Below are 24,553 nucleotides of genomic sequence, written 5' to 3' on the forward strand. Positions count from 1 at the left end.
AAGTAAAGTAATTATTAAGTATTGTGAGGTGGTTAGAAACAATTAAACCGCGTCAGATATATCCTGGAAGATGTTTTTCATGTTTTATTTTAGGAATATCCTCAGAAAGACAATATCAACAGTGAGGGCTATTATTTACGTGGCAGTTCGCTGACAATATCCGCTAACAGGTTGAATATCTCGCCGAATAAATGTTCACAGAAGGGGGCGATAAGTGGCATGAGTAATGACATTAATAAAATTCCGACCGTCAACGTCAGCGGAAAACCAATGACAAACACCGATAACTGTGGCGCCATTCTGTTCAGTAAACCTAATGCCAGGTTTACTGTCAGCAGCAGTGTGATAATCGGTAGCGCGAGCATCAGCCCGTTCAGGAATATCAGCCCTGCGGCGCGGGTGAGTGCCAGAAAAGCATTGCTGTTCACCGGGTTATCACCAATCGGCAGCGTATGGAACGTATCCACCAGCATGGAGATGAGCCACAGATGACCGTTGAACGACAGGAACAGCAGCATGGCCAGCAGGTCGATAATGCGCGCCAGCACAGGCATGTTGAGATGGCTGCCGGGATCGACGAACGTGGCGAATGATAATCCCATCTGCAGGCCGATGAGTTCCCCTGCGGTGCGCACGGCGGCAAAGGCGAGTTGCATGGTAAAGCCGACGGCGACGCCAATCATCACCTGCTGCAATGCCACCCATACCGCATTGGCCGAGAAAATCGGAATATCCACAGGGGGGAGAGAGGGCGCGACGATAATGGAAATGATAATGCCCAGCCCCACCTTGACACGCTTGGGGATCGATTTCTCACTGAGAATCGGGGCTGTTGAGATCAGCGCCATGATGCGCAGCATCGGCCAGAAATAGACGCCAAGCCACTGAACCCACTGGTCGCTGGTGAAGTGCAGCATCGTCAGGTCAGCCGATGATGTACGGCAGATTGGTAAACAGGTTGCGCATATAGTCCAGCAACAAGTTCAGCATCCACGGCCCGGCAACGATAATCGCCACGAACACGGCGATAATTTTCGGGATGAATGACAGCGTCATTTCGTTAATCTGCGTGGCGGCCTGCAGGATACTGATAATCAGACCGGTTACCAGCGCGACAAGCAACAAAGGCGCGGCAACGGCTATCGCGATTTTCATCGCTTCCGTGCCCATCATCATGACCGATTCGGGTGTCATCGCCGTTCCTTAACTGTAGAAACTCTGGGCCAGAGAACTGACCAGCAGCTGCCAGCCATCGACCAGGACAAAGAGCATGATCTTAAAGGGCAGGGCAATAGTGGCGGGAGGAACCATCATCATACCCAGCGCCATCAGCACGCTGGCGATCACCAGGTCGATAATCAGGAACGGAATAAAAATGGTAAAGCCAATCTGAAACGCGGTTTTCAGCTCGCTGGTGACATAGGCGGGCAGCAGAATACGCATCGGAACCGCTTCCGGGCCCTGAAGCTCACCGGTGTTGGACAGGCGAGCAAAGAGCGCCAGATCCGCTTCACGCGTCTGGCGCAGCATAAATTCTCGCAGCGGTTGCGCGCCTTTATCCAGCGCCTCCTGCATGGAGATTTTGTCTTCGCTGAACGGCTGGTAAGCGTCGGTATAAATCTTATCGATTACCGGCGACATAATAAAAAAGGTCAAAAACAGCGCCAGCCCCAGCAGAACCTGGTTTGGCGGTGCGGAAGGGGTTCCTAGCGCGTTTCGCAGCAGACCAAAGACGATGATGATGCGGGTGAAGCTGGTCATCATCAGCAGGATGGCCGGAATAAACGTCAGCGAGGTGATGAAAACCAGTGTCTGAACCGGGAGCGACCAACTTTGGCCGCCGCCAGCGAGGGGCGTTGAGACCAGACCAGGCAGTTGCGCATAAACCGCGGGAGCAAACAGGCCCACGCCTGCAAGCGTAAGGGATAACAAACGGCGCATCAGGATCTCCCGGAACGCTTAAGCAAACTCTTCATAACGGACTGGAAATCCGCAGGGGCGACTGCGCGCTCGTCCACCACAACAGGAGCGGGCGGCAGTTTATGTAATACGTTGATGTTTGAGGCAGTGACGCCTAGAACCAGACGCGCATCTTCCACATCGACAATGACCACGCGTTCCCGTGGCCCGAGTGTGGTGCTGGCGCTGACCTTCAGACCGCGAGCACCGGCGGTTTTACCCGCCAGGCCAACGCGTTTCGCCAGCCATGCGGCGATAAGAATAAAGGCAATAATACCGAACAATGCCCCACTCACCTGGAGCAGAGGTGAGCCGGGGACGGCAGAAGGTTGTGATATTGTTGCCTGAGTTTTCATGCTTAACGGCTCAGACGACGCATACGTTCTGATGGGGTAATGATATCGGTGATACGTACGCCGTATTTATCGGCAACCACCACCACTTCACCCTGGGCAATCAGATAACCGTTGATCAGAATATCCAGTGGCTCACCGGCCAGGCCGTCCAGAGCCACCACGGAACCCTGCGTCAGGCGCAGCAGTTCTTTAATGGTCATACGGGTGCGTCCCAGTTCCACGGTCAGCTTAACAGGGATGTCCATAATCAGGTCGATGTCCTGCAGTGTGCCGCTGACATCACCCCCACCAAGCTGCTGGAATACCGCATCCGCCGCGCTTTTGCTCGGGGCGGATTGTTGCTCGTTTAACGCGTCAGCCCACAGATCGTCCAGTGCTCCGCTGTTTTCATCGGACGGATTGTTCATGTCACTCATTTGGGCTGTTCCTCATTCAGCGAATTCAATATCGGGTTGATCAAGTGCTCAACGCGTAACGCATACTGACCGTTAAGTGTGCCGTACTGGCTTGTCAGCACCGGGACACCATCCACATGGGCAATAATGCGGTCGGGTTTTTCTATCGGCAGAACATCGCCGGGTTGTAATTTCAGAATCTGGGATAACCGCAGCGGGATATCGGCAAAACTCGCGATCAGCTCAAGCTGCGAATGCTGAACCTGACGTACCAGGTTTTCACGCCAGTTCTGGTCTTCGTTGCGTGAGTTCTCCAGCGGCGGGTTAACCAGCAGTTCGCGCAGCGGTTCGATCATGCTAAACGGCAGGCAAATGTTGAATTCCCCGGTCAGGTTACCGATTTCCACATGGAACGGTGTGTTGACGACGATATCGTTTGGAGAGGTGGTGATATTGGTAAATTTCACCTGCATCTCAGAACGCACGTACTCCACGTCCAGTGGGTTAATGGCTTTCCACGCGTCGCTGTAAGATTCCAGCGCCAGCTTCAGCATACGGTTAATTACGCGCTGCTCGGTGTGGGTAAATTCACGACCTTCTACTTTGGTCGGGAAACGCCCGTCGCCGCCGAACAAGTTATCCACCGCAATGAACACCAGGCTTGGCGAAAACACCACCAGTCCAGTGCCGCGCAGCGGCTTCAGATGAATCAGGTTAAGGTTGGTTGGCACCGGCAGGTTGCGGGCAAACTCATGATACGGCTGAATACGGATCGCACCGACCGTAATGTCCGGGCTACGACGTAGCAGGTTAAACAGCCCCATACGGAACTGACGTGCAAAACGTTCGTTAATGATCTCCAGCGCCTGCAGACGTTCACGTACCACGCGACGCTGGGTATTCGGGTCATAGGGGCGAATATCGCTATCGCCGCCAAGACCCGGTTGCGGATCATCACTCTTATCGCTGTCGCCGTTAAGCAGCGCATCGATTTCTGCCTGAGAAAGAATACTGTCGCCCATGTCGTTACCGCAGAATGAAGGCTGTATACAGAACGTCAGTGACTTCCTGCTTAGGTTGGCCGTTTACCAGCGGGGTCGCCAGCGTTTGTTTAATGGCGTCGACCAGCTTTTGCTTGCCGACATCGGTGGCCAGCGTCGAAGCATCCTGACGAGAGAACAGTAGCAGAAGGCGGCTACGCACTTCCGGAAGATAATCATTCAGGCGCGCGCGCGTGGCCTCATCCTTCAGGCGCAACGTAATACCGACATACAGCACACGATCCGCATCACCGAGATTCACGGTGAAGGTATCGAGAGGGAAAAATACCGGTGCCGGCGGTGGTGCAGGTTCGGCTTTGGCCGCAGCGGTCGAAGGTTCCTGCTGCATACGCCAGTAACTATAGCCCGCGGTAGCGCAGGCGGCGAGCGTGATCAACACCAGCAGCGGGATCCAGATGGAACGCTTACTTTTTTTGGTGATAGCGGAGTCAGTCATCTGATACGAGCTTCCTGTTTCGGTACAGCTTAATAAGGTGATTATCCCGTGTCCTGCTGTCGTCAAAGCGTGGAAAAGACGGGGATAATCACGCTACCTCTGGCGTTTAGGCGAAGATGTCTACAGCACTGTTACCGCGCGCTGCGGATTGCAGGGCGGCAGGGGCAGGCAGTAACTCATCACTCTCTTCATTAAAACCGCCGGTGTTACCGGAACGCGAAGCCTGCTGTTGCTGCTGGGAGAAGGACTGCTGCTGCCCGGCAAAGCTCTCACTGCTGACACTGCTCTGCGCAAGCTGAATACCATTCTCAGCCAGCGATGTCCGCAGTACCGGCAGGGCTGCTTCCAGTGCTGCACGCACGTGGCTGTGCGCTGAGACCATCTGCAGTTGCGCCTGGTTATCATCCAGTTTAAGCGAAATTTGCACCTGACCCAGATCTTCCGGGTGCAGACGCAGCTCTGCTGTCTGTTGTCCCTGTTTAGTGAACAGCGTGATGTGCTGGCTCAGGGATTGCTGCCATTCGTGAGTCCCCAGAGGCTGGCTTAACACCGGCGCGGTGGCAACGGTGGCGGCTGGCTGGCTGGTCGCATGGCTGGACATCACTGGCGCCAGGGTTGCGGTCGGCGATGTTGAAGACGACGCGCTGGCGAGTTCGTGCTTCTCCGCTGCAACGGTCACAGCCGGTGTCGCGGGCGCGTTGTCAGGCAGAGCAGGGTCGCTGTGTTTCGCCTGACTCTGATAAGACGCAGAAAGTAGTGCTTTATCATGGCCTGCCAGCGGGGTGTTCTGGGACGATTGTCCCGCGCCATTCTGTGCAAGCGTCGCTGAACTCAGAACAGACTTCGCGGTAATACCGTCAGTGCCTGCCGCGTGAGCTGTGCTGGTCTGCTGGTGGGGGAGCATCGCCATCAGCGCACTTAAACCTGCCAGCTCTTCTTCGCTCAGTTCGTTTTTGCTGTCATCTTTGCTGGCTGTATTCAGGGTCTTCAGGGCATCTCCCTTTGACAGCGGCGTCAGCCCGGAGACCAGCGTTTCCAGCGGCGTGGTTGAGGATGTTTCATCGCCATTCAGCGTACCCTGACGCGAGAGCAGGTCCGCAATTTTAGCCTGCAGCGTGGTATCGCCCCTGGCGTCCTGAGCGACTTTTGACAGCTTACTGCCAGCGGCTTTCAGGTCAGCCAGGGTCAGTGGCGCATCCTTGCCTTTGCCGGTTGCATCCGTCAAGGCGCCCGCCAGTAGAGAGAGAAAGTCTTGCGCACCGTCAGTGCCTTTCCCTGTCAGCGTGCCGCCTGACAGGTCGCTGTCGCTCATCAGCAGTTGTTGCAGTGTGATCATTCCGGTTTCCTCATTGATGCGCGCTGGGCAAACTCATCCATTTTTTTCTGATCCAGACGGTTTTCCGCCAGGGTCGAGGCTGCAATCTGCCGGTCCTGTAAGGTTTGCCAGGCCTGCAGCCGCTGTTTTTTCTCGCGCCAGAAATTCAGCGCGGTATCGACTTTCTGGGTCCACTGGTTAAGCTGCTGGCGATGCTGCTCTATCGCCTTCTCCAGCGTCTGGATAAACTGCTGATAGTTAATCCAGCGCTGGCTTCCAATGCCCTGTGTCATATCGGTATTGAGGTTGGTGCGATATTCATGCTGATAGTCGATTAACATCTTCAACTGTTCTTCAGCCTGCTGGCACCCGCGTCGCATTGCGCCAAGCTGCAATGCGGCATCATCAACTTCTTTTTCAGCCAGATCTTTCAGCGTTGATAACGCGCTGTTTTGCGCCATAACCTTCGCCCTCCACCTGTGTTACACCTGCGGGAAAATCAGCTCCAGTGCCTGAATTGAATCTTCCCAGTCGGCACGTTCAAAAATGCCTTGTTGCAAAAACGCCTCCAGCTGCGGCCACAGGTTAATCGCTTTGTCGAGCATCGGGTCGCTGCCTTTGGCATACGCCCCCACGCTGACCAGATCGCGGTTACGCTGGAAGCTGGAGAGGAGTTGTTTGAAATTACGCACGCGGGCGTAGTGCTTCTCGGTTATCAGCGCCGTCATTGCGCGGCTGATAGAGGCTTCAATATCAATGGCCGGATAGTGCCCGGCTTCGGCGAGACGACGCGACAGCACAATGTGACCGTCAAGGATCGCACGCGCGGAATCGGCAATCGGATCCTGCTGGTCATCGCCTTCGGTCAGTACCGTATAGAATGCGGTAATGGAGCCGCCGCCGCTGATGCCGTTCCCGGCACGTTCTACCAGGGCAGGGAGCTTGGCGAATACCGAAGGCGGGTAGCCTTTAGTCGCCGGAGGCTCACCAATAGCCAGCGCGATTTCACGCTGTGCCATCGCGTAACGGGTCAGGGAATCCATGATCAGCAGTACGTGCTTGCCACGGTCACGGAAATCTTCGGCGATACGGGTGGCATAGGCTGCACCCTGCATACGCAATAACGGCGAGACATCTGCCGGTGCGGCGATGACCACCGAGCGGGCGCGGCCTTCCGCCCCCAGAATATTTTCGATAAAGTCTTTAACTTCACGCCCACGCTCGCCGATCAGACCCACGACGATAACATCGGCTTGAGTGTAGCGCGCCATCATACCGAGCAGGACGGATTTCCCCACACCAGACCCGGCGAACAGGCCCATACGTTGTCCACGGCCTACAGTCAGCAGGGCGTTGATCGGACGCACGCCGGTATCGAGCACATGCTCGATCGGCGTACGCTGCAAGGGGTTGAAGGGTTGAGTGATCAGCGCGCCGGTTTCAGTGGTGTCCGGAGAAGGCAGGCCGTCAAGCGGTTTACCACTGCCGTCCAGCACGCGACCAAGCAGGGCAGGGCCAAGCGGCAACTGTTTCCCGCTTTGCAGTCCATCACCGATAATGTTTTTAGCGTATACGCGAGCACCGGGCAGAATGCCCTCCACCTCTTCAAGCGGCATCAGAAACAGACGCTGGCCGTTAAAACCGACCACTTCGCTTTCGACTTCGCGTGTTTCCTGTCCATCCTGACGCTCAATGACGCAGGTCGCCCCCAGCGGAAGCTGCAGGCCAGTGGCCTCCAGTACCAGCCCGGTGGCGCGCGTGAGTCGCCCATAACGACGAACAGATGGCAGTTGCGCCATCTTCGTCTCAAAGTTGTCGAGCGTGGTGAGCCAGCGGGTGAGGCGTGCGGTCATCAGACGACTCCCGGTGCCGCAAGGCGACACAGTTCCTGCCAGCGGGTAGCCACGCTGGCATCCAGGTCACCTTCATCGGCAGAGACTTTGCAGCCGCCGTGATGTAACGACGGGTCGCCGCGCAGACGCCAGCCGTGCAGGTTTAGCGTCGCCCCCAGGCTCTCTTCCACGCGCTGCAGGTCGTCCGGGTGAACGCGCAGCTGAGGTTTACCGCTGAACAGCGGCTCTTGTTGCAGTAGCCCCTGAATTTGTTTGATCAGCGCAGTGTTATCCACCACTGGCGTCTGGCCGATAACCTGACGCGCGGCTTCCAGCGCCATCTGCATCAGTCGTGAGGCAATCACGCTGTCCAGCGCATCCAGCGTGTGCTGGAACTCGCTGACCAGCTGTTGCATGCGGGCATGGATCGGTGCTTGCTGCTGACGCGCCTGATCAATACCGTGCTCTAACCCTTTCGCCAGACCTTCCTGATACCCTTGCTCGTGGCCCTTCTGCCGGCCTTCGTTCAGACCGGCATTATAACCCTGCTCGTGCGCCTGCATTTGCAGCTGAGCCAGCATCTGTGCTTGTTGCTCTTCTTCACTCAGTTCAGGCTGCTCAGCATCCGGGTCGAGTGCCTCGGGCGATACCACCGCTGGCGTGAATTCAGAGAGGGGAGGAGCCAGATCGTCCGGTGTCCAGCGCTTCCACGGCATCTCATTAGACATAGGTGTCGTCTCCGCTGCCAATCACCATCTCGCCGGTTTCCGCCAGACGACGAACAATAAGCAGGATCGCTTTCTGTTCGTTTTCCACCTGGGACAGACGTACCGGGCCACGGTTGGCTAGGTCGTCGCGCAGGATATCTGCCGCACGCTGAGACATATTGCGCAGGAACTTCTCGCGCAGTGGCTGCTCGGCACCTTTGAGGGCGATAAGCAGCGACTCGGAGTCCACTTCCTGGAGCAGGCGCTGGATGCTGCGGTCGTCCACTTCGACCAGGTTTTCGAACAGGAACATCTCGTCGATAATTTTCTGTGCCAGCTCGCCGTCGAATTCGCGTACAGCGGTAATAACCGCCTCTTCCTGCTGGGTTTTCATCAGGTTGATGATTTCCGCCGCCGTTCTTACGCCGCCCATTTTGCTGCGCTTGAGGTTCTGGCCGTCGAGCAGGTTGTTCAGTACTTCTGTCAGCTCCGCCAGTGCGGCTGGCTGTACGCCGCCGAAGGTCGCGATACGCAGCATCACATCGTGGCGCAGACGCTCTTCGAACAGCGCCAGAATATCGGCCGCCTGACCACGTTTGAGGTGGACAAGGATGGTGGCAATAATCTGCGGGTGCTCGTCGCGGATAAGGTCGGCGGCACTCTGTGGTTCCATGAAGTTGAGCGTTTCGATACCGCTGGCGGTATCGCGCGTTTCCAGAATATCTTCCAGCAGGCTGGCAGCACGTTCTTCGCCCAGCGCCTTGACCAGCACGGAGCGCAGGTAGTCGTTGGCGTTGACGTTGAGCGCGGCAAACTGTTCGGCTTCCTGCTCAAATTCCGACAGCACTTCGGTCAGCTGTTTATTGGAGATTTGACGCACGTTGGCCATGGCCGCACTGAGAATTTGCACTTCTCGCTGGGAGAGGTGTTTAAACACCTCTGCCGCGCGATCTTCGCCAATGGTCATCAACAGGATGACGCTTTTATCGGTGCCTGTAAGCGTATTACTCATGTTCGTTACCCATCCACTGGCGGATGACCAGCGCCACGACGCGCGGATCGTTATCTGACATTTCGCGAATGCGCTGGCTCATCACCTCAGCGCCCATGCGCTGGTTAGCACGGCGTTGCTGCATTTGTTCATCTTTGCTGAGGCGTACTTCAACCGCTTCTTCCACTTCCTGACGCGCACTCATCTGTTCGCGAGCGGCTTTCTCGGCTTCAGCACGACGCTGGAGCTGTGGACGAACGCCTTTACGCCACAGCAGCCACGCGACAATCAGCACCAGCAGCCAGCGTCCCGCGGACATCAGCTGATCGATAAACGCCTGCTGTTGCCAGAACGGCAGTTCACCGCCGGTCTCATCCACCGCGTTGAACGGTGAGTTCACCACGTTGAGGCTATCACCACGCTTCTCGGAGTAACCCATTGCTTCACGGGTCAGGTCTTCGATCTGCTTCATCTGCTCGGCTGTCAGCGCCAGCGGTTTGCCATTTGGAAGCGTCTTGTAGTTCACCACTACCGCAACAGAAAGACGCTGAATATCGCCCACGTTCAGTTTAGTGTGGCGAATCGTCCGATCCACTTCGTAGTTCGTGGTTTCGTTACGACTGCTGGTATGCGGACCGGCATTATTGGCCGTTGATGTCGTCTGCTGGTTATTTTGCTGACCGTTCTGCTGGTTAGCCGGCGGTGTAGAAATCGGTGCTGAGTTAGCCGGCGCGGGCTGGTTAGACAGCGCACCCGGAACACCGCCAGGGTACGCACCACCAGACTGTTCGCTCGAATTGATCTGGCGAGAACGCATCACCGCCTGAGCGGCATCACCGTTCGGGCTGTACTGTTCTTCGGTCTGTTCTTTATTAGAGAAGTCGATCTGCGCGGTCACCTGCGCGTGCACGTTACTGTTGCCCACAACCGGACCGAGGATCGCTTCAATACGACGCTGGAGACGGTTTTCAACATCCGCGGCATATTTCAGTTGCGCGTCATTCAGATCGCGACCGGCGGTATTGGATTGCGTCAGCAGATGACCACTCTGGTCAACCAGCGTCACGTTACCCGGTGGCAGACCGGCGACAGCGCTGGAGACGAGATGCGTCACCGCGCTAATTTGCCCTTCGTCCAGCGCGCGGCCAGGTTCGAGATTCACGGTAACGGAAGCGGAAGGTGATTTCTGCTCGCGGACAAATAAAGAAGGTTTAGGCATCGCCAGGTGCACACGGGCGCTTTTCACCGGGCCTAACGTTTCAATGGTACGAGCCAGTTCGCCTTCCAGCGCACGCTGGTAGTTCACTTGCTCGCTGAACTGGCTGATACCGAATTTTTCCTGATCCAGCAGTTCAAAACCGACCGCGCCACCTTTCGGCAGCCCCTGCTGCGCCAGACGCAGACGCAGTTCGTGAACCTTATCTGCCGGTACCTCAAGCGCACCCCCGTTATCGGCAAAGCGATAAGGGATGTTCATCTGGGTAAGCTGGGTGACGATGGCGCCGCCATCCTGATCGGAAAGGTTACTGTAGAGCGTCCGGTAATCAGGGCTTTTCGCCCACAGGACCATCGCTACAAGGATCGCAATTGCGGCAGCGCCTGCCACGATCAACGGGATTTTAGGATTCGCGCGAAGGCGGTTCATCCACTCGAGTGATTTATTTTGTGGCGCTGTCGATGCTGTTGCACTCATTGCGCACCTCTTAAATCCTGGTGGTTTACGTTATTCGTGTAGAGAAACAAAACTGACTCCCGGGTCGGCAAACACGACAAAAGTTCCATATTGATGGCCCTGCCATTATTTGATGATTCGTGATTTTCTATGCGTCAAATAACCTGGTTTTTTCACGTTATTTACCGCCATTATCTTATTGACAAGCTGTTAGTCTTGACCGCGTAAAAAACCATCCAGGGGAGAGTCATGGCTATACAGGGTATTGAAGGGGTAATCAGTCAGTTGCAGGCAACGGCGATGACGGCCCGTAATCAGAATGTGGCAGAACAACAGCCGAGCATTAGCTTTGCAGGGCAACTGCATGCCGCTCTTGACCGTATCAGCGATACCCAGACCGCCGCACGGACCCAGGCAGAGAAGTTCACCCTCGGTGAACCGGGTGTGGCCCTGAATGATGTGATGACCGATTTGCAAAAAGCTTCGGTGTCCCTGCAGATGGGGATCCAGGTGCGTAACAAACTGGTGTCGGCTTACCAGGAAGTGATGGGGATGCAGGTTTAAGACCTGTCGATCTTCGCTGGCAGCCTTAGCGCTTTAATGCCACAATATTTTTTTCTTCGAATGCAGGAAAGGTGATGAAAAAAATAGCAATTGCTGGTGCGCTGCTGGCACTGACCGGGTGCGTTCAGGTCGATAACTATAAAGAAGTGATCAAGCATCCTGTTCCGGCGGAACTGGCGGGATACTGGCAGTCAAAAGGGCCGCAGAGCAAAATGGTCAGCCCGGAGGCGATTGCCACGCTGGTGGTGACGGAAGAGGGCGATACGCTTGACTGCCGTCAATGGCAGCGCGTGATTGCCGTGCCGGGTAAAATCATGCTGCGTTCAGACAGTTATTACAACGTGACCCGCAAGCTGGATATCTATCCGCTGGATCGCGATGGTTTAACGCTTGAGTACGATGGGATGGAGCTGCAGAAAGTCGACCGCCCTACGGTTGAGTGTGCTGATTACCTGAGCAAAAATCCGCTGGAGAGTAAGGCGCCTTAACCAATTTTGCCGGGTGGCGCTGACGCTTACCCGGCATTGTTTCTACAGCGCCTCCTCTATTACCCAAATGCTGACGCTCCCCCCATTACAGGTAAAGGTCCCTTCGCCATCTGCCGCGGTGGCGATGGTTTCTTCACGATTGCCGAGAAAATCACGCCACGTTTTATTACCGTAGTTTTCTCCAAGACAAATCACTTTCTCTCCATCGTCACCATTTGACAACACGACCACACAGCCGGGATCGTCCTCGGTACCGCTGCGGCTGAAGGCGATACAGTTAGGATGGTCAAAAAAGAGCGTCTGCACGCCGTGAGCAAAACGCTGACGAGCGAGGATCAATTCGTGGAGCTGCTCAATGACCGGCATGTCGATATGGTACGTTTCGCCGTCTCCTCCCGTATCGTCGTAGCTCGCGCCAAAGAGATCGGGATAAAAGACACTCGGCACACCATTTTCCCGTAGCAGGATCAACGCATAAGCCAGGGGTTTAAACCAGGGTTCGACCGGAGCTTCCAGGGCCTGTAAAGGTTGGGTGTCATGGTTAGCCACAAGGGTTACCGCATGAAACGGATCGGCTTCCACCAGCGTACCGGTGAAGATTTGGCTCATGTCGTAATCCCGGCCCTGACGTGACGCTTCGTGGAATTTCATCTGCAGGGGGGCGTCAAACAGCATCGTTTTACCCTCAACCTGGTCAATATAGGCCTGGAGCTTATCCACTTCGTGGGACCAGTATTCCGCCACAATAAACAGCGGCTGCTCCGCGACTTCTTGTACGTGTTCAATCCACTCTTTGTAAAACCAGGCGGGAATATGTTTAACGGCGTCCAGACGAAAACCGTCGCAGCGCGTCTGCTCCATGACCCAGCGGGCCCAGTATTTGATCTCTTCGGTGACGGCGTGATTGCGAAAGTCGATATTTTCGCCCATCAGATAATCGAAGTTACCCATTTCATCATCAACCTGATCGTTCCAGCCTTCGCCGGTGTAGTCGTTGACGATTTTAAAGATTCCGTCTTCAGCGGGGTTTTCAATATGGTCGACACCGCTGAAACATTTGTAATCCCAGATAAACTGCGAATATTGCCCGGCGCGGACAGGGAAGGTGTAGCGGGTCCAGGCTTCGCACTCGATGATCTCATCGTCGATTTGCGTACGGTCCTGTTCGTTCACACGTTGAACGCGGACAGACTCTTTCTCATCTGCCCCCATTTTGTGATTCACCACCACATCCAGCAGCACGGCAATGTCGTTGTTTTTGAGCGCGTCAATGGCTTCCAGTAACTGTGCTTTGTCGCCGTATTTGGTAGCGATGCTGCCTTTCTGGTCAAACTCACCGAGATCGAACAAGTCGTAAGAATCATACCCAACCGAATAACCGCCGGACGCGCCTTTATAAGCGGGTGGCAGCCAGATCATATTGATGCCGATTTCGTTAAGATTGGGGGCTAATGCCGTGACCTCTCGCCACAATTCACCGCCAGCAGGGTAGTACCAGTGAAAACATTGTAACAGGGTGGGGTTTTTCATCGTCCGTGCTCCAGAAGCCGTTTGGCTGACTTCTGGAGTATGGATGAAGAAATCATAATTGTGTGTCGCGGGTCAAACTTTCTGGATAAAGAATATTTCCTGACAGCTTTCCATAGGTAGATGTGATGGATTGCTGTTTACCGGTTTGATCAATGAGACTGCGCAGTTCGTCCATCCGGACTTTCAGCAGCGCCTTTAGCGTATTCTCATTCTCAAGGATCATTTCCAGCAGCGCACGCGCTTGCTCAACTTGAGCCGGAGGGCATGACATGATGGGAGTTTGCGAAATCTTTTCCACCAGTTGAACGTAATGCATTTCCTGCTCGATAAGCGCATCCCATTGACCAGAATGTGCGAGATTTAGCATAGCAATGCTCTGAGCATGTAACGCCTGCCAGTGGCTAAGCGCTGCGCTGGGATTATTCATTAAAATTATCCTGAAATAGAGGACGCATTGGGGCCAATTTGCTTCCACGCATCCGCAATGTTGTTTAATAAACCCTCGACTTCAACAATTGCGTCTACGTCGTTACTGACATTCGCCAGTAACAAACGTCGAACCATATATTCGTACAAGGAGGCAAGATTACCGGACAACTCGCTCTCAACCTCCATGTTCAGTCCTGCTTTTAAACCATTGTCGATGATGTTAATGGCTTTAGATAAAGCCTCACCTTTTTCACGAATTTGCCCGGCTTCCATGAACAAACGCGCGCGGACAAGGGCGCTATGCGCCCCGTCAAACAGCATGACAATCAGTTGGTGTGGACTGGCATTCATGACTGCACTTTCTACACCTATCTGTTGATAGGATTGAACACCAGAGGTCTTATACATATCCACTCCTGAAGGCTACGACTACTTTTGTGAGAACTGTTGTGTCAGGTAGTTGGCCGTACTGGTCATTTTGGTGACTAATACGTCCAGGCTGGTGAACTGCGTTTTATAACGCGCCATGGTGGCATCAATAGTGGCTTCCATCGCATCGTAGCGTTCACCCAGCGTTTTCAGCGTTTTATTGATCCCGTCTTTTGCATTCTGGATCACACCTGCGCTACCGGTGCTGGTGCTGAGCATGGTATCCAGCGTCTTACTCATCTGGGTGGCCATACCGGTTGTTTTCCCGTCGCCCACAAAGTACTGCTGTACGGCGGTAGGGTTGTCGGTGAGTGCTTTTTTCAGTTTATCGGTATCAATTTTCAGGTTACCGACCGTACCGTCAGACCCTTTTACTGGATCCTGGGTAATACCCAGTTGAGCCATGATCTGAACGGAGCCGCTCTGCACTTCAGTCAGCAGACCGCGCAGCTGAGACTGAATACCACGCACGTTCGCATCGCCAACGAGCGCACCGTTACTGGTGGACTGGCTTCCTGAACCTGCGTCAACAGGAACATATTTCGTCAGGCTGTTAATGGTGGACTGCAGTGAGTTATATGCGGTTACCCAGTCAGAGATGGCTTTCTGGTTAGCATCTGTTGCGCGACTCACCTCAAGTGTCTCGTCGGCCTTGCTTTCTGCCTTCAGCGAGAAGGTCACACCTGGCAGCGCATCGGTGATGGTATTCGACTGGCGCTCAATCGAAATGTTGTTTACCACCACAATGGCATTTTGTGCTTCGGTGTTTACCGTCAGTGCGCCCGTTTTAGTGGTCGAATCGTAGCCAATTGCACTTTGCAGTTTGTCATCGCCGGTGACGCTAATCGTCATCGCCCCATCCGTACCGGTGGTTTTCGATGACAGCATCAGGCGGTAATCACCTTCTTTCGCTTTGATCACGCTGGCGGTGACGTTGCCGTTCGCTTTATTAATGGCGCTCGCGATCCCTGCCAGAGAGGTATCGCCATCCGCCAGGTTCACCTCTAAAGGTGTCTTCGTACCCGGCTGGGTGATAGTGATTTTACGTGTCGTACCTGTCGTATCGCCCAGCAGGTCCGTATTGTTTGTATAGGAGCCTGTGGTGAGAGCCTGTGCCTTCGCGACCTGGTTGACGTTGACAACAAAAGAACCCACGGATGCGTCAGCGGTCGTTGTAGCTGTAAAGGCCGTGTTCGTGCTGCTAACAGACGTGGAGTTCCAGGTGGTTGCTTTACCCAGCGCAGCGGTGGCAGTCTGCAGCGATGTCATGGCGCTCTGCAGTTTGCCGTAAGCGCTTAGCTGTGCGTTATACGTTGATTGCTGGGAAGTAATCGTCGTCAGCTTGGTTCTTTCTGCTGCATCCAACTGATTATATAAATCCCCGAGTCCTGCAGAACCTATCCCGAGGTTACTGATAGTAGCCATGCATATTTTCCTTAAAATACGAAAGTAGTTCAGGACTCTTATCGGCCTCTTAACGTAAAAGTTTACGATGGTGAGAAAAAAATAATCCAAAGAATAGACAGGTCCCGGTGGGGTAAATGAAAGGATTGCACTTTAGGGTAATTTTCAGCGCGCTGAAAACACATTGAATAGTGTGTCTATTCTTTGCGCTAAAAAGCCGTAAATAATAAGTCGATAGTGAACCTTAATTGCTTTTTTAAAAATAAATACCTTAAAAATCAGTTAATTATAATTTTTTCAAAATTGATTCTAAAGTCTTTTGGGGACCCGTCGATAACCTTGTTGACGGTGAGAGACGCTGTGAGTGTTAGGCACCGGACCTAAAACCCAATTTTTGAAGGAAAGAAAATTATGGCAGTTATCAATACTAACCTGTTGTCCCTGACCACTCAGAACAACCTGAACAAATCTCAGTCTTCTCTGGGCACTGCTATTGAGCGTCTGTCTTCAGGTCTGCGTATCAACAGCGCGAAAGACGATGCCGCTGGCCAGGCGATTGCAAACCGCATGACCGCTCAGATCAAAGGTATGACTCAGGCAGCACGTAACGCCAACGACGGTATCTCCATGGCGCAGACTGCTGAAGGTTCTCTGAACGAAATCAACAACAACTTGCAGCGTGTTCGTGAGCTGGCTGTTCAGGCAAGCAACGGTACTAACAGCGCTTCTGACCTGGCATCTCTGCAGGATGAAGTTACCGCTCGTCTGGCTGAAATCGACCGCGTTGCGGGCAAAACTGACTTCAACGGCATCAAACTGCTGGACGGCACTGCAGGTACTGCTGGTGTGGTTAAAATTCAGGTTGGCGTTAACGACGGCGACACCATCAACCTGGATCTGAGCGGCGCTAAAGCTGACTCTACTACTCTGGGCGTGAACGCTATCGACCTGAAAGCAATGACCGCTACCGACCTGAACACCATCGACAAAGCTATCGCTACCGTTGATAAAGCACGTTCTGGTCTGGGTGCTGTGCAGAACCGTTTCACTTCTGCAATCAACAACCTGAACAACACCTCTAACAACCTGTCTGCTGCTCAGTCCCGTATCCAGGATGCTGACTACGCAACTGAAGTTTCCAACATGTCCCGCGCGCAGATCCTGCAGCAGGCTGGTACTTCTGTTCTGTCTCAGGCAAACCAGGTTCCACAGACTGTTCTGTCTCTGCTGCGTTAATTTTACGCGTGAAACCCCGCTTCGGCGGGGTTTTTTTGTCTCTGAATTTTGAGGACCCGCCTGTGAAACAGATCGTTATTACCCAGCCTAAACTGGTCGCAGATTTTTCCTGTGTCGGTGGGGAATGCCGTGAACATTGTTGTCAGGGCTGGACCATCGCGTTTGATAAATCCTCCGTTAACCGCTATCTGAACAGTAAAAATGCGGCTATTCGCCAGACGGCGAAAACGGCGATAAAAGTCACTAAAAAGCAGTATGGCAACTGGGGTGAAGTGATTTTCCATACGGAAAGTAAAAACTGCCCGTTTATGGATACGGAAAAACTCTGCTCTATTCATAGTGCCATGGGTGCCCAGGCCTTAAGCCCAACCTGTTCGTCATTTCCGCGGACAAGCCGGGTCTATAAAAATGAAATCGAAAAATCGCTCAATCTCTCGTGTCCGGAAGTTACCCGACTTCTGTTGAACGACCGGGAGTCTATGTCGATGATGGAATCTATCAGCGTCCAGCAGGACGCCAATAATGCGCCGATGATGGATTTGAAGGCCAAGGTCATCAATCTTTTCTGCCAGAATTTATTCAGTGTTGACGGTGTCAGCGTTGAAGAACAAGTCTACGCCGTGGTGAAATTCCTGATGGTGGCTGAAAAGCTCGAGAATCTATCCGAGAATATCAGCACCCTCGAAACAGTTTATTTCTCACTGGTTAACGAACTGGTGAGCGGTAAAATCAGGACAGAATTAGACGGATTTAATCAGAACTATAACCTGAAATTCGCGTTAATTTCGCTCATCCAGAGCTACTTTACGAAGAAAGCGACAGCACGCGGCGGTGAGGTATTAAACCGTTATTTTACCCAGTTGTATCAACAGTTTGAATCTGTCGGTGACACTGTTCCGGCAGAAAAGGTCATGGAAAACATCGAGTCTGTCTGGCGCGATGTGGCGGGCAGTTACCTGGCGACCAATGATCATTTATTTAAGAACTTTTTTAAATACAAACTCTGGGAGCAAGGGTTCCCACAGAACAATGGCCGCAGCATGTTGAATAATCTTTATTTATTTGTCGCGGAGTTCTATTTTCTTAAAACGCTGCTTGCAGGTCAGGCTATCGTGGCGGGGAAAATTGAACAAGATAATATCATTGATGTTATTTACAGCTTCCACTCGCTTAGCCAGCATAATCAGGAAGCGGGAAAGCTCTTTCATCAACATATAGATAGCGTCAAACTGGGTGACGATCTTTCATTGTTACAACTGTTAATTTAGGCAGAAAAGTTGCCCCTGCTGTGGGCAACCTCAGAATAACCTCACTTTATCCCCCTTTTTCATCCAATTGAACGCCCTGCAGAATCGGATAATCATGCCGATAACTCAACTAACGCAGGGCTGTTTATCGTGAATTCACTCTATACCGCTGAAGGTGTAATGGATAAACACTCGCTGTGGCAGCGTTATGTCCCGCTGGTGCGCCACGAAGCATTGCGCCTCCAGGTGCGCTTGCCGGCGAGCGTGGAACTGGACGATCTGCTACAGGCGGGCGGTATCGGGTTATTGAATGCAGTTGACCGATACGACGCTCTGCAAGGAACGGCATTTACGACTTACGCAGTTCAGCGTATTCGTGGTGCGATGCTGGACGAACTGCGCAGCCGCGACTGGGTGCCGCGCAGTGTTCGCCGTAACGCCCGCGAAGTGGCGCATGCGATAGGGCAGCTGGAACAGGAACTGGGACGTAACGCAACGGAAACTGAAGTGGCGGAACGTCTTGGCATTGCTGTTGAAGAGTATCGTCAGATGTTGCTCGATACCAACAATAGCCAACTCTTCTCTTATGACGAGTGGCGCGAAGAGCATGGCGATAGCATCGAGCTGGTGACGGATGAGCATCAGCAAGAAAACCCGTTACACCATTTAATGGAAGGCAATTTACGCCAGCGCGTAATGGAAGCGATTGAAGCTTTACCGGAACGTGAACAGCTGGTGTTGACCCTTTATTACCAGGAAGAGCTAAACCTCAAAGAGATTGGCGCTGTTCTGGAGGTGGGAGAATCGCGGGTGAGCCAGCTGCACAGCCAGGCCATTAAACGCTTACGAACAAAGCTGGGTAAGTTATAGGTGATTAATTCACCTGGGAAATGCCGCACAACGTATTGACAACCAGGAGTTATCATGACGGTGCAGCAATCTAAAAGACGGCCTTTAAGCCGCTACCTGAAAGACTTTAAACACAGCCAGACGCATTGCGCCCACTGTAACAAGTTACTCGATCGTATCACGCTGGTTCGTCGTGGCGAAATCGTCAATAAGATCGCGATTTCTCGTCTCGACACGTTGATGGATGAATCAGCATGGCTCGAAGAGCAGAAAGAGTGGGTGGCGCTTTGCCGTTTCTGCGGTGATCTCCACTGCAAAGAGCAAAGCGACTTCTTCGATATTATCGGCTTCAAACAATTCCTGTTTGAACAAACGGAGATGAGCCACGGGACCGTTCGCGAATATGTCGTTCGCCTGCGTCGCCTTGGGCAACATCTGACCGTAAACAACATTTCCCGCGATCTGCTGAAGACCGGTTATCTGGATGAAAATCTGGAGCCGTGGCTGCCTGCAACCAGCACCAACAATTACCGTATTGCGCTACGCAAGTATGCTCAGTACAAGGTGCAAATGCCGGGTGTTATGAAGCAGAAAGCGCTCGCCGGAACAACTTCTGATATATATTAAAAAGGAATAAGATGTAGCGCAGTCGCCTTTGACGTTGCAGGCGATTTCTCTACACTACGTAAAAATTCCACTATATCGGGGTATTTATGAAATTTGCACTTCTGGGTCGTCAGGCGCTGATGGGAGTCATGGCTGTCGCGCTGGTTGCGGGAATGAGCGTAAAAACGTTCGCCGCAGAAAACCTGCTGAATAAAGTGAAAGAGCGCGGCACGCTGCTGGTTGGGCTGGAAGGAACGTATCCTCCGTTCAGCTTCCAGGGTGGTGACGGTAAATTGACCGGTTTTGAAGTGGAGTTTGCAGAAGAACTGGCGAAGCACCTTGGCGTTAAAGCGTCCCTGAAACCGACCAAATGGGACGGTATGCTGGCGTCGCTGGATTCTAAACGTATTGATGTGGTGATTAACCAGGTGACCATTTCTGACGAGCGTAAGAAGAAGTATGACTTCTCCACGCCGTACACCGTGTCCGGTATTCAGGCGCTGGTGAAGAAAGGTAACGAAGGTACCATCAAAACCGCTGCTGACCTGAAAGGTAAGAAAGTCGGCGTGGGTCTGGGAACCAACTATGAAGAGTGGTTGCGCCAGAACGTTCAGGGCGTGGATATCCGCACCTATGATGATGACCCGACGAAATACCAGGACCTGCGCGTGGGTCGTACTGACGCGATTCTGGTTGACCGCCTGGCGGCGCTGGATCTGGTGAAGAAAACCAATAATACCCTGGCAGTAGCGGGTGATGCGTTCTCTCGCCAGGAGTCAGGTGTGGCCATTCGTAAAGGCAACGAAGACCTGGTAAAAGCCATTGATACCGCGATTGCTGATATGCAGAAAGACGGAAGTCTGAAAGCACTCTCCGAGAAGTGGTTCGGGGCAGACGTCACGAAATAAGTTTCTGACGTTAAAAAAAGGCGCTTTTAAAGGCGCCTTTTTTATTTCTTACGCGTCTGCGTGCATAATGAAAAATATCACATTTTGTCTGAGCTACCGGAGAACCCATGTCACTACAGAATTTAACGCGCTTTCCTCGCCTGGAGTTTATCGGCGCACCGACTCCGCTGGAGTATCTGCCGCGATTTTCTGATTATTTAGGACGCGATATTTTTATTAAGCGTGATGACGTGACGCCAATGGCAATGGGTGGCAACAAACTGCGCAAGCTGGAGTTTCTGGCGGCTGATGCGCTGCGCGAAGGGGCGGATACGCTCATTACTGCCGGGGCTATCCAGTCCAACCACGTTCGTCAGACGGCGGCAGTGGCCGCAAAACTCGGGCTCCATTGCGTGGCCTTACTGGAAAACCCGATTGGGACGCAGGCAGAAAACTATCTGACCAACGGTAACCGTCTGCTGTTAGATCTCTTTAACGTGCAGGTTGAGATGGTAGATACCTTGAACGACCCGACCGCACAGCTTGATGAACTGGCAACACGTCTGGAAGCGCAGGGCTTTCGTCCTTACGTTATTCCTGTCGGTGGCTCGAATGCGCTGGGCGCGCTGGGGTATGTGGAAAGCGCGCTGGAAATTGCTCAGCAGTGCGAGGGTGCGGTTAACCTCTCATCTGTGGTGGTGGCCTCAGGCAGTGCAGGCACGCATGCCGGGCTGGCGGTGGGGCTGGAGCAGTTGCTACCGGATGCTGAACTGATTGGCGTGACGGTCTCTCGTAGCGTCGCGGACCAGAAACCGAAAGTAGTCACCTTGCAGCAGGCGGTGGCAGAGCAGCTGGAGCTCAAGGCAAAGGCCGATATTGTGCTCTGGGATGACTACTTTGCACCGGGTTACGGCACGCCTAACGAAGAGGGCATGGAAGCGGTTAAGCTGCTGGCTCGCCTTGAGGGCATTTTGCTTGATCCGGTCTATACCGGTAAAGCGATGGCCGGGCTTATTGATGGCATTGCACAGAAACGCTTTAAGGATGAAGGGCCAATTTTATTTGTCCATACAGGTGGGGCACCTGCGCTGTTTGCCTACCATCCTCATGTCTAAAAATCAGGTCGAAAAATAATAATGCAAGAAAGTATTCAACTGGTTATTGATTCGCTGCCGTATCTGCTGAAAGGTGCGGTATTTACGTTACAACTCAGTATTGGCGGGATGTTCTTTGGGCTGGTGCTGGGCTTTGTGCTGGCCTTAATGCGCATGTCACCGGTTTTACCGGTGCGTTGGCTGGCGCGTTTTTATATCTCTGTGTTTCGCGGTACGCCACTTATCGCTCAACTCTTTATGATTTACTACGGTTTACCGCAGTTTGGTATTGAACTGGATCCGATCCCGGCGGCAATGATTGGCCTGTCGCTCAATACTGCGGCATACACCTCAGAAACGCTGCGTGCGGCCATCTCCTCCATTGACAAAGGGCAGTGGGAAGCGGCCGCCAGTATCGGTATGACACCCTGGCAGACACTTCGCCGGGCCATTCTGCCGCAGGCTGCCAGAGTAGCACTTCCACCGCTCAGCAATAGTTTCATCAGTCTGGTGAAAGATACTTCTCTGGCGGCGACGATTCAGGTGCCTGAGCTGTTCCGCCAGGCGCAGCTCATTACCTCGCGTACGCTGGAAGTCTTCACGATGTATCTGGCAGCCTCGCTGATTTACTGGGTGATGGCGACGGTGCTGTCCGCCCTGCAAAACTACTTCGAAAACCAGCTTAACCGCCAGGAGCGTGATCCAAAATGAGTGCTATCGACGTCAAAAACCTGGTAAAAAAATTCCACGGTCAAACGGTGCTCCACGGGATTGATCTGGAAGTTGAGCAAGGGGAAGTGGTGGCAATTATCGGCCCTAGTGGTTCGGGAAAGACCACGCTGCTGCGCAGTATTAACCTGCTCGAACAGCCGGAAGGCGGAACCATCCGTGTCGGTGAGATAACCATTGATACTGGCAAATCTATCAGTCAGCAGAAAGGGTTGATTCGCCGTTTGCGCCAGCATGTTGGCTTCGTTTTCCAGAACTTCAATCTTTTTCCGCACCGCACGGTGCTGGAAAACATTATTGAAGGGCCGGTAATTGTGAAAGGGGAGTCAAAAGAGGAGGCAACAGTTCGAGCGCGTGAACTGCTTGCCAAAGTCGGGCTGGCGGGTAAAGAGACCAGCTACCCGCGCCGTTTATCAGGGGGGCAACAGCAGCGCGTGGCAATCGCGCGCGCGCTGGCCATGCGTCCTGACGTGATTCTGTTTGATGAGCCCACCTCTGCACTCGACCCTGAGCTGGTGGGGGAGGTGTTGAACACTATTCGCCAGTTGGCTCAGGAAAAACGTACGATGGTAATCGTGACCCATGAAATGAGCTTTGCCCGCGATGTTGCTGACAGAGCCATATTCATGGATCAAGGACGAATTGTGGAGCAGGGACCGGCGAAAAGCCTGTTTGCTAACCCTCAGCAGCCGCGAACTCGTCAGTTCCTGGAAAAATTCCTCATGCAGTAGCATTTTTGCACTAATTTGCTCCAGGAATTTAGCCTGGAGCAAATTATTCTCCTTTGTCGCCTTATCCCATGTTTTTTTATTCCATCCAGCTCGGATAAACCTTATCGATAGTAAAGTTAATTGTGCTATTGCCGATATTTTGCAGTTAGAAATAAGTTTTATGTGTTAATTTATATTCACCATAATAATGATTATCTTTTCAGAGGCTTCATTTAGTAAGTATGAAGGATTCAGACTTTTTCACCTGGCGACGGGATTGCTCCCTCCGGTTTCAGGAATTGACCTGTGCCGACGAGGTATATCAGGAACTACAGAGACAAACACAGGCGCTGGAATTTGATTATTACGCACTCTGTGTGCGCCATCCCGTGCCATTTACACGTCCGAGGATTGCTGTGCATACCACTTATCCAAAGCAGTGGATGGCGCAATATCAATCTGCGAACTATTTCACGGTTGATCCAGTGTTAAAACCTGAGAATTTCATTCATGGTCATTTACCCTGGACCGATGAATTATTTGCGGATGCTCAGGAATTATGGAGTAGCGCGCAGGACCACGGTTTACGTAAAGGAATAACGCAGTGTCTGATGCTGCCGAATCACGCACTTGGTTTTCTTTCGGTTTCTCGTACTAGTATGCTGGAAATACCCTTAGCCAGCGAAGAAATAGAATTACGCTTGCAGATGCTGGTACAAATGGCCTTAACCACGTTGACCCGTTTTGAAGATGAGATGGTCATGCCGCCTGAAATGAAATTCAGCAAGCGTGAACGTGAAATTCTGAAATGGACGGCGGAAGGGAAGACGTCAGCGGAAATAGCGATCATTCTCTCAATTTCAGAGAATACGGTTAACTTCCATCAGAAGAATATGCAGAAGAAATTCAACGCGCCAAACAAGACACAGATTGCGTGCTATGCAGCAGCAACGGGACTGATCTGATTAGACTCTACGTTCTGCGTGACAGACGAACTAACGGCTGAATGCAGTGCATCCAGCCGTTTTTTTTACTGGCGGTAGGCTTGTTTGATTTGCTTAACGGTGTTGGCAAATACCGCTGATTCAGCCTGGTCTTCCATCTGCGCGATTTGTTTTTCCATTTTAATGATCACACGACCGGCATCAGCCTGGCCCATCGCCTGTAGCATCAGTGTTAACAGTGCTTTCAGACAGTTTACTTCCTGTGCCAGTTCCTGGTTATTCTCCGCAGTGGCAAATTCAGGTGTGCTCATTTATTTTCCTCATTATTAAACGGCGCTAAAGCGCGACGACGAAAGTCAAGGCGGCGGAGTATACCACAAGCTGAAGCAAAAAATGCAGCGGTTGTTTTTCGTACTTTTACGTTGATGTTTAATTGCGTAAACAGAGCTTGCGGGTAAAGTGAGCCACTGCGAACGGCTATTAATTGTTTATGTCCGGTACGCTTGTCGTTAATTATTGTTACAAAAATTTGAGTGCTGTTTTCTGGTGGGGAATCTCTGCAATTTTTTTGTAACTTTTTGAATACAGATGCTTAAAAAAAGCCGCAAAAGCCCTGAGTACACGGGCTCGCTTTCCACGGACTGTACAGGCTAATTTCCAGAAACGAGAGCGAAATCGAATAG

28 protein-coding genes and 2 pseudogenes are annotated in these 24,553 nt (G+C 52.7%); 11 read left to right on the plus strand and 19 right to left on the minus strand.

Features of this window, described 5'->3' with window-relative positions; all coding sequences use genetic code 11:
- Nucleotides 1-115 precede the first annotated feature (115 nt).
- The 13 genes and pseudogenes from fliR to fliF form a co-directional block, all read right to left on the minus strand.
- Nucleotides 116-917, minus strand: a pseudogene (gene fliR / locus WB237_RS02910) (flagellar biosynthetic protein FliR).
- A 7-nt stretch (nucleotides 918-924) separates the two neighbouring features.
- On the minus strand, nucleotides 925-1,194 hold the full coding sequence (fliQ, locus tag WB237_RS02915; RefSeq protein ID WP_008500315.1) for a flagellar biosynthesis protein FliQ: 270 nt from the start codon (nucleotides 1,192-1,194) through the stop codon (nucleotides 925-927).
- Nucleotides 1,195-1,203: 9 nt separating this feature from the next.
- Nucleotides 1,204-1,941 carry a flagellar type III secretion system pore protein FliP gene (gene fliP / locus WB237_RS02920; RefSeq protein WP_008500316.1) on the minus strand — a complete coding sequence of 246 codons (738 nt, stop codon included), beginning with the start codon at nucleotides 1,939-1,941 and terminating at the stop codon, nucleotides 1,204-1,206.
- Nucleotides 1,941-2,315, minus strand: coding sequence for a flagellar biosynthetic protein FliO (fliO, locus tag WB237_RS02925; RefSeq protein WP_336210136.1), 375 nt, complete (start codon nucleotides 2,313-2,315; stop codon nucleotides 1,941-1,943). Before fliO ends, fliP begins: the two co-directional genes overlap by 1 nt.
- 2 nt (nucleotides 2,316-2,317) lie before the next feature.
- On the minus strand, nucleotides 2,318-2,731 hold the full coding sequence (gene fliN, locus WB237_RS02930) for a flagellar motor switch protein FliN (protein WP_114979714.1): 414 nt from the start codon (nucleotides 2,729-2,731) through the stop codon (nucleotides 2,318-2,320).
- Nucleotides 2,728-3,732: a flagellar motor switch protein FliM gene (fliM, locus tag WB237_RS02935; protein WP_028019593.1), complete on the minus strand. Its 1,005-nt coding sequence runs from the start codon at nucleotides 3,730-3,732 to the stop codon at nucleotides 2,728-2,730. The genes fliN and fliM overlap by 4 nt, the downstream gene beginning before the upstream one ends.
- A 4-nt stretch (nucleotides 3,733-3,736) precedes the next feature.
- On the minus strand, nucleotides 3,737-4,207 hold the full coding sequence (gene fliL / locus WB237_RS02940; RefSeq protein ID WP_028019592.1) for a flagellar basal body-associated protein FliL: 471 nt from the start codon (nucleotides 4,205-4,207) through the stop codon (nucleotides 3,737-3,739).
- Between the two features lie 106 nt (nucleotides 4,208-4,313).
- On the minus strand, nucleotides 4,314-5,543 hold the full coding sequence (gene fliK, locus WB237_RS02945) for a flagellar hook length control protein FliK (RefSeq protein ID WP_336210140.1): 1,230 nt from the start codon (nucleotides 5,541-5,543) through the stop codon (nucleotides 4,314-4,316).
- On the minus strand, nucleotides 5,540-5,983 hold the full coding sequence (fliJ, locus tag WB237_RS02950; protein WP_006811155.1) for a flagellar export protein FliJ: 444 nt from the start codon (nucleotides 5,981-5,983) through the stop codon (nucleotides 5,540-5,542). The genes fliK and fliJ overlap by 4 nt, the downstream gene beginning before the upstream one ends.
- Before the next feature lie 21 nt (nucleotides 5,984-6,004).
- Nucleotides 6,005-7,375 (minus strand): flagellar protein export ATPase FliI, encoded by a 1,371-nt coding sequence (gene fliI / locus WB237_RS02955; RefSeq protein ID WP_114979712.1) that lies wholly within the window; start codon nucleotides 7,373-7,375, stop codon nucleotides 6,005-6,007.
- The gene (gene fliH, locus WB237_RS02960) at nucleotides 7,375-8,082 is read right to left on the minus strand and encodes a flagellar assembly protein FliH (protein WP_114979711.1); all 708 of its coding nucleotides are present in this window, start codon (nucleotides 8,080-8,082) and stop codon (nucleotides 7,375-7,377) included. The genes fliI and fliH overlap by 1 nt, the downstream gene beginning before the upstream one ends.
- A complete protein-coding gene (gene fliG, locus WB237_RS02965; RefSeq protein WP_008500327.1) occupies nucleotides 8,075-9,073 on the minus strand; it encodes a flagellar motor switch protein FliG in 999 nt (332 codons plus the stop codon). Before fliG ends, fliH begins: the two co-directional genes overlap by 8 nt.
- Nucleotides 9,066-10,745 carry a flagellar basal-body MS-ring/collar protein FliF gene (gene fliF / locus WB237_RS02970; RefSeq protein WP_336210146.1) on the minus strand — a complete coding sequence of 560 codons (1,680 nt, stop codon included), beginning with the start codon at nucleotides 10,743-10,745 and terminating at the stop codon, nucleotides 9,066-9,068. The genes fliG and fliF overlap by 8 nt, the downstream gene beginning before the upstream one ends.
- 228 nt (nucleotides 10,746-10,973) lie before the next feature.
- Between fliF and fliE the strand changes: the two genes are divergently transcribed.
- Together fliE and yedD are read left to right on the plus strand one after the other, a co-directional pair.
- A complete protein-coding gene (gene fliE / locus WB237_RS02975; protein ID WP_028019587.1) occupies nucleotides 10,974-11,288 on the plus strand; it encodes a flagellar hook-basal body complex protein FliE in 315 nt (104 codons plus the stop codon).
- A 74-nt stretch (nucleotides 11,289-11,362) separates the two neighbouring features.
- Nucleotides 11,363-11,776, plus strand: coding sequence for a lipoprotein YedD (yedD, locus tag WB237_RS02980; protein WP_336210151.1), 414 nt, complete (start codon nucleotides 11,363-11,365; stop codon nucleotides 11,774-11,776).
- 42 nt (nucleotides 11,777-11,818) lie between these two features.
- Here the strand turns inward: yedD and amyA are convergent, their stop codons facing one another.
- From amyA to fliD, 4 genes are read right to left on the minus strand one after another with little or no spacing between them, the layout of a single operon-like run.
- Complete coding sequence (amyA, locus tag WB237_RS02985) at nucleotides 11,819-13,306, minus strand: alpha-amylase (RefSeq protein WP_336210153.1); 1,488 nt, start codon at nucleotides 13,304-13,306, stop codon at nucleotides 11,819-11,821.
- Between the two features lie 52 nt (nucleotides 13,307-13,358).
- Nucleotides 13,359-13,733 (minus strand): flagella biosynthesis regulatory protein FliT, encoded by a 375-nt coding sequence (gene fliT, locus WB237_RS02990; protein ID WP_128348961.1) that lies wholly within the window; start codon nucleotides 13,731-13,733, stop codon nucleotides 13,359-13,361.
- Between the two features lie 5 nt (nucleotides 13,734-13,738).
- Complete coding sequence (gene fliS, locus WB237_RS02995) at nucleotides 13,739-14,143, minus strand: flagellar export chaperone FliS (RefSeq protein WP_023312296.1); 405 nt, start codon at nucleotides 14,141-14,143, stop codon at nucleotides 13,739-13,741.
- Between the two features lie 21 nt (nucleotides 14,144-14,164).
- Nucleotides 14,165-15,589 carry a flagellar filament capping protein FliD gene (gene fliD, locus WB237_RS03000; protein ID WP_336210158.1) on the minus strand — a complete coding sequence of 475 codons (1,425 nt, stop codon included), beginning with the start codon at nucleotides 15,587-15,589 and terminating at the stop codon, nucleotides 14,165-14,167.
- A gap of 390 nt (nucleotides 15,590-15,979) precedes the next feature.
- On the opposite strand from fliD, the gene WB237_RS03005 reads away from it, so the two are divergent.
- The 9 genes from WB237_RS03005 to sdiA all read left to right on the plus strand — a co-directional run bounded on the left by WB237_RS03005 (nucleotide 15,980) and on the right by sdiA (nucleotide 23,891).
- Complete coding sequence (locus WB237_RS03005; protein ID WP_023312294.1) at nucleotides 15,980-16,804, plus strand: flagellin N-terminal helical domain-containing protein; 825 nt, start codon at nucleotides 15,980-15,982, stop codon at nucleotides 16,802-16,804.
- A 62-nt stretch (nucleotides 16,805-16,866) separates the two neighbouring features.
- The gene (fliB, locus tag WB237_RS03010; protein WP_336210161.1) at nucleotides 16,867-18,072 is read left to right on the plus strand and encodes a flagellin lysine-N-methylase; all 1,206 of its coding nucleotides are present in this window, start codon (nucleotides 16,867-16,869) and stop codon (nucleotides 18,070-18,072) included.
- 129 nt (nucleotides 18,073-18,201) lie between these two features.
- On the plus strand, nucleotides 18,202-18,921 hold the full coding sequence (locus WB237_RS03015) for an RNA polymerase sigma factor FliA (RefSeq protein ID WP_028019580.1): 720 nt from the start codon (nucleotides 18,202-18,204) through the stop codon (nucleotides 18,919-18,921).
- 54 nt (nucleotides 18,922-18,975) lie between these two features.
- Entirely contained in the window at nucleotides 18,976-19,527 is a 552-nt protein-coding gene (gene fliZ, locus WB237_RS03020; protein ID WP_028019579.1) for a flagella biosynthesis regulatory protein FliZ, read from the plus strand.
- An 86-nt stretch (nucleotides 19,528-19,613) separates the two neighbouring features.
- Nucleotides 19,614-20,414, plus strand: coding sequence for a cystine ABC transporter substrate-binding protein (tcyJ, locus tag WB237_RS03025; protein ID WP_336210165.1), 801 nt, complete (start codon nucleotides 19,614-19,616; stop codon nucleotides 20,412-20,414).
- A 107-nt stretch (nucleotides 20,415-20,521) separates the two neighbouring features.
- The gene (gene dcyD / locus WB237_RS03030; RefSeq protein ID WP_336210167.1) at nucleotides 20,522-21,508 is read left to right on the plus strand and encodes a D-cysteine desulfhydrase; all 987 of its coding nucleotides are present in this window, start codon (nucleotides 20,522-20,524) and stop codon (nucleotides 21,506-21,508) included.
- A gap of 21 nt (nucleotides 21,509-21,529) precedes the next feature.
- Complete coding sequence (gene tcyL, locus WB237_RS03035) at nucleotides 21,530-22,198, plus strand: cystine ABC transporter permease (protein WP_028019576.1); 669 nt, start codon at nucleotides 21,530-21,532, stop codon at nucleotides 22,196-22,198.
- On the plus strand, nucleotides 22,195-22,947 hold the full coding sequence (gene tcyN, locus WB237_RS03040; RefSeq protein WP_063408388.1) for an L-cystine ABC transporter ATP-binding protein TcyN: 753 nt from the start codon (nucleotides 22,195-22,197) through the stop codon (nucleotides 22,945-22,947). Before tcyL ends, tcyN begins: the two co-directional genes overlap by 4 nt.
- A 221-nt stretch (nucleotides 22,948-23,168) precedes the next feature.
- Nucleotides 23,169-23,891, plus strand: coding sequence for a transcriptional regulator SdiA (gene sdiA / locus WB237_RS03045; protein WP_236920833.1), 723 nt, complete (start codon nucleotides 23,169-23,171; stop codon nucleotides 23,889-23,891).
- 65 nt (nucleotides 23,892-23,956) lie between these two features.
- Here the strand turns inward: sdiA and WB237_RS03050 are convergent, their stop codons facing one another.
- Both WB237_RS03050 and WB237_RS23005 read right to left on the minus strand, forming a co-directional pair.
- Nucleotides 23,957-24,181: a DUF2594 family protein gene (locus WB237_RS03050; protein WP_014832453.1), complete on the minus strand. Its 225-nt coding sequence runs from the start codon at nucleotides 24,179-24,181 to the stop codon at nucleotides 23,957-23,959.
- A gap of 25 nt (nucleotides 24,182-24,206) precedes the next feature.
- Nucleotides 24,207-24,275 (minus strand): annotated as a pseudogene (locus WB237_RS23005) (hypothetical protein); the annotation flags it as partial.
- Between the last annotated feature and the right edge of the window lie 278 nt (nucleotides 24,276-24,553).

Source organism: Enterobacter sp. P82, assembly GCF_037053385.1.
GTDB lineage: Bacteria > Pseudomonadota > Gammaproteobacteria > Enterobacterales > Enterobacteriaceae > Enterobacter.

Coding starts and splice junctions, on each gene's coding strand:
- fliE (WP_028019587.1), top strand. CDS start 10,974: ATGGCTATACAGGGTATTGAAGGGGTAATCAGTCAGTTGCAGGCAACG.
- yedD (WP_336210151.1), top strand. CDS start 11,363: ATGAAAAAAATAGCAATTGCTGGTGCGCTGCTGGCACTGACCGGGTGC.
- amyA (WP_336210153.1), bottom strand. CDS start 13,306: ATGAAAAACCCCACCCTGTTACAATGTTTTCACTGGTACTACCCTGCT.
- WB237_RS03050 (WP_014832453.1), bottom strand. CDS start 24,181: ATGAGCACACCTGAATTTGCCACTGCGGAGAATAACCAGGAACTGGCA.
- fliG (WP_008500327.1), bottom strand. CDS start 9,073: ATGAGTAATACGCTTACAGGCACCGATAAAAGCGTCATCCTGTTGATG.
- fliI (WP_114979712.1), bottom strand. CDS start 7,375: ATGACCGCACGCCTCACCCGCTGGCTCACCACGCTCGACAACTTTGAG.
- fliQ (WP_008500315.1), bottom strand. CDS start 1,194: ATGACACCCGAATCGGTCATGATGATGGGCACGGAAGCGATGAAAATC.
- fliL (WP_028019592.1), bottom strand. CDS start 4,207: ATGACTGACTCCGCTATCACCAAAAAAAGTAAGCGTTCCATCTGGATC.
- tcyL (WP_028019576.1), top strand. CDS start 21,530: ATGCAAGAAAGTATTCAACTGGTTATTGATTCGCTGCCGTATCTGCTG.
- fliM (WP_028019593.1), bottom strand. CDS start 3,732: ATGGGCGACAGTATTCTTTCTCAGGCAGAAATCGATGCGCTGCTTAAC.
- fliK (WP_336210140.1), bottom strand. CDS start 5,543: ATGATCACACTGCAACAACTGCTGATGAGCGACAGCGACCTGTCAGGC.
- tcyJ (WP_336210165.1), top strand. CDS start 19,614: ATGAAATTTGCACTTCTGGGTCGTCAGGCGCTGATGGGAGTCATGGCT.
- WB237_RS03005 (WP_023312294.1), top strand. CDS start 15,980: ATGGCAGTTATCAATACTAACCTGTTGTCCCTGACCACTCAGAACAAC.
- fliN (WP_114979714.1), bottom strand. CDS start 2,731: ATGAGTGACATGAACAATCCGTCCGATGAAAACAGCGGAGCACTGGAC.
- fliP (WP_008500316.1), bottom strand. CDS start 1,941: ATGCGCCGTTTGTTATCCCTTACGCTTGCAGGCGTGGGCCTGTTTGCT.
- sdiA (WP_236920833.1), top strand. CDS start 23,169: ATGAAGGATTCAGACTTTTTCACCTGGCGACGGGATTGCTCCCTCCGG.
- fliZ (WP_028019579.1), top strand. CDS start 18,976: ATGACGGTGCAGCAATCTAAAAGACGGCCTTTAAGCCGCTACCTGAAA.
- fliH (WP_114979711.1), bottom strand. CDS start 8,082: ATGTCTAATGAGATGCCGTGGAAGCGCTGGACACCGGACGATCTGGCT.
- fliS (WP_023312296.1), bottom strand. CDS start 14,143: ATGTATAAGACCTCTGGTGTTCAATCCTATCAACAGATAGGTGTAGAA.
- fliT (WP_128348961.1), bottom strand. CDS start 13,733: ATGAATAATCCCAGCGCAGCGCTTAGCCACTGGCAGGCGTTACATGCT.
- fliD (WP_336210158.1), bottom strand. CDS start 15,589: ATGGCTACTATCAGTAACCTCGGGATAGGTTCTGCAGGACTCGGGGAT.
- dcyD (WP_336210167.1), top strand. CDS start 20,522: ATGTCACTACAGAATTTAACGCGCTTTCCTCGCCTGGAGTTTATCGGC.
- fliO (WP_336210136.1), bottom strand. CDS start 2,315: ATGAAAACTCAGGCAACAATATCACAACCTTCTGCCGTCCCCGGCTCA.
- tcyN (WP_063408388.1), top strand. CDS start 22,195: ATGAGTGCTATCGACGTCAAAAACCTGGTAAAAAAATTCCACGGTCAA.
- fliF (WP_336210146.1), bottom strand. CDS start 10,745: ATGAGTGCAACAGCATCGACAGCGCCACAAAATAAATCACTCGAGTGG.
- fliJ (WP_006811155.1), bottom strand. CDS start 5,983: ATGGCGCAAAACAGCGCGTTATCAACGCTGAAAGATCTGGCTGAAAAA.